This is a genomic window from Vibrio sp. M260121, assembly GCF_036533715.1.
In the GTDB taxonomy this organism is placed as follows: Bacteria; Pseudomonadota; Gammaproteobacteria; order Enterobacterales; family Vibrionaceae; genus Vibrio.
The window spans coordinates 1-2,568 of record NZ_JATABF010000094.1 but is presented as its reverse complement, the minus strand read 5'-3'; the positions used below and the strand labels follow the sequence as shown (position 1 = coordinate 2,568).

Annotated in this window: 1 rRNA gene; it reads left to right on the top strand. The window is 52.1% G+C overall.

Annotated elements, in window-relative coordinates:
- A 23S ribosomal RNA gene (locus QTO06_RS25145) occupies positions 1-2,540 on the top strand; the annotation flags it as partial.
- Positions 2,541-2,568: the final 28 nt, after the last annotated feature.

Genomic DNA, 2,568 nt, shown 5'->3' with positions numbered 1-2,568 from the left:
AGTGAAATCGAGTAGGGCGGGACACGTGATATCCTGTCTGAATATGGGGGGACCATCCTCCAAGGCTAAATACTACTGACTGACCGATAGTGAACCAGTACCGTGAGGGAAAGGCGAAAAGAACCCCTGTGAGGGGAGTGAAATAGAACCTGAAACCGTGTACGTACAAGCAGTAGGAGCACCTTCGTGGTGTGACTGCGTACCTTTTGTATAATGGGTCAGCGACTTATATTCAGTGGCAAGGTTAACCATCTAGGGGAGCCGTAGGGAAACCGAGTCTTAACTGGGCGTTCAGTCTCTGGATATAGACCCGAAACCAGGTGATCTAGCCATGGGCAGGTTGAAGATTGAGTAACATCAATTGGAGGACCGAACCGACTAATGTTGAAAAATTAGCGGATGACTTGTGGCTAGGGGTGAAAGGCCAATCAAACCTGGAGATAGCTGGTTCTCCCCGAAAGCTATTTAGGTAGCGCCTCGGACGAATACTACTGGGGGTAGAGCACTGTTAAGGCTAGGGGGTCATCCCGACTTACCAACCCTTTGCAAACTCCGAATACCAGTAAGTACTATCCGGGAGACACACGGCGGGTGCTAACGTCCGTCGTGGAGAGGGAAACAACCCAGACCGCCAGCTAAGGTCCCAAATTACTACTAAGTGGGAAACGATGTGGGAAGGCTCAGACAGCCAGGATGTTGGCTTAGAAGCAGCCATCATTTAAAGAAAGCGTAATAGCTCACTGGTCGAGTCGGCCTGCGCGGAAGATGTAACGGGGCTAAGTAGTAAACCGAAGCTGCGGCAATGCACTTTGTGCATTGGGTAGGGGAGCGTTCTGTAAGCGGTTGAAGGTGTGTGGTAACGCATGCTGGACGTATCAGAAGTGCGAATGCTGACATGAGTAACGATAAAGGGGGTGAAAAACCTCCTCGCCGGAAGACCAAGGGTTCCTGTCCAACGTTAATCGGGGCAGGGTAAGTCGACCCCTAAGGCGAGGCCGAAAGGCGTAGTCGATGGGAAACGGGTTAATATTCCCGTACTTCTTACAATTGCGATGGGGGGACGGAGAAGGCTAGGTGGGCCTGGCGACGGTTGTCCAGGTTCAAGTGCGTAGGCTGAAGAGTTAGGTAAATCCGGCTCTTCTTAAGGCTGAGACACGACGTCGAGCTACTACGGTAGTGAAGTCATTGATGCCATGCTTCCAGGAAAAGCCTCTAAGCTTCAGATTGTAAGGAATCGTACCCCAAACCGACACAGGTGGTCGGGTAGAGAATACCAAGGCGCTTGAGAGAACTCGGGTGAAGGAACTAGGCAAAATGGTACCGTAACTTCGGGAGAAGGTACGCTCTTGATGGTGAAGTCCCTCGCGGATGGAGCTGACGAGAGTCGCAGATACCAGGTGGCTGCAACTGTTTATTAAAAACACAGCACTGTGCAAAATCGTAAGATGACGTATACGGTGTGACGCCTGCCCGGTGCCGGAAGGTTAATTGATGGGGTTAGACTTCGGTCGAAGCTCTTGATCGAAGCCCCGGTAAACGGCGGCCGTAACTATAACGGTCCTAAGGTAGCGAAATTCCTTGTCGGGTAAGTTCCGACCTGCACGAATGGCGTAATGATGGCCACGCTGTCTCCACCCGAGACTCAGTGAAATTGAAATCGCTGTGAAGATGCAGTGTACCCGCGGCTAGACGGAAAGACCCCGTGAACCTTTACTACAGCTTGGCACTGAACATTGACCCTACATGTGTAGGATAGGTGGGAGGCTTTGAAGCAAGTACGCCAGTATTTGTGGAGCCGTCCTTGAAATACCACCCTTGTAGTGTTGATGTTCTAACGTCGACCCCTTATCGGGGTTGCGGACAGTGCCTGGTGGGTAGTTTGACTGGGGCGGTCTCCTCCCAAAGAGTAACGGAGGAGCACGAAGGTGGGCTAATCACGGTTGGACATCGTGAGGTTAGTGCAATGGCATAAGCCCGCTTGACTGCGAGAATGACAATTCGAGCAGGTGCGAAAGCAGGTCATAGTGATCCGGTGGTTCTGAATGGAAGGGCCATCGCTCAACGGATAAAAGGTACTCCGGGGATAACAGGCTGATACCGCCCAAGAGTTCATATCGACGGCGGTGTTTGGCACCTCGATGTCGGCTCATCACATCCTGGGGCTGAAGTCGGTCCCAAGGGTATGGCTGTTCGCCATTTAAAGTGGTACGCGAGCTGGGTTTAGAACGTCGTGAGACAGTTCGGTCCCTATCTGCCGTGGGCGTTGGAAGATTGAAGGGGGCTGCTCCTAGTACGAGAGGACCGGAGTGGACGAACCTCTGGTGTTCGGGTTGTGTCGCCAGACGCATTGCCCGGTAGCTAAGTTCGGAATCGATAACCGCTGAAAGCATCTAAGCGGGAAGCGAGCCCTGAGATGAGTCTTCCCTGATACTTTAAGTATCCTAAAGGGTTGTTCGAGACTAGAACGTTGATAGGCAGGGTGTGTAAGCGTTGTGAGGCGTTGAGCTAACCTGTACTAATTGCCCGTGAGGCTTAACCATACAACACCCAAGGGGTTTTGATGGACTC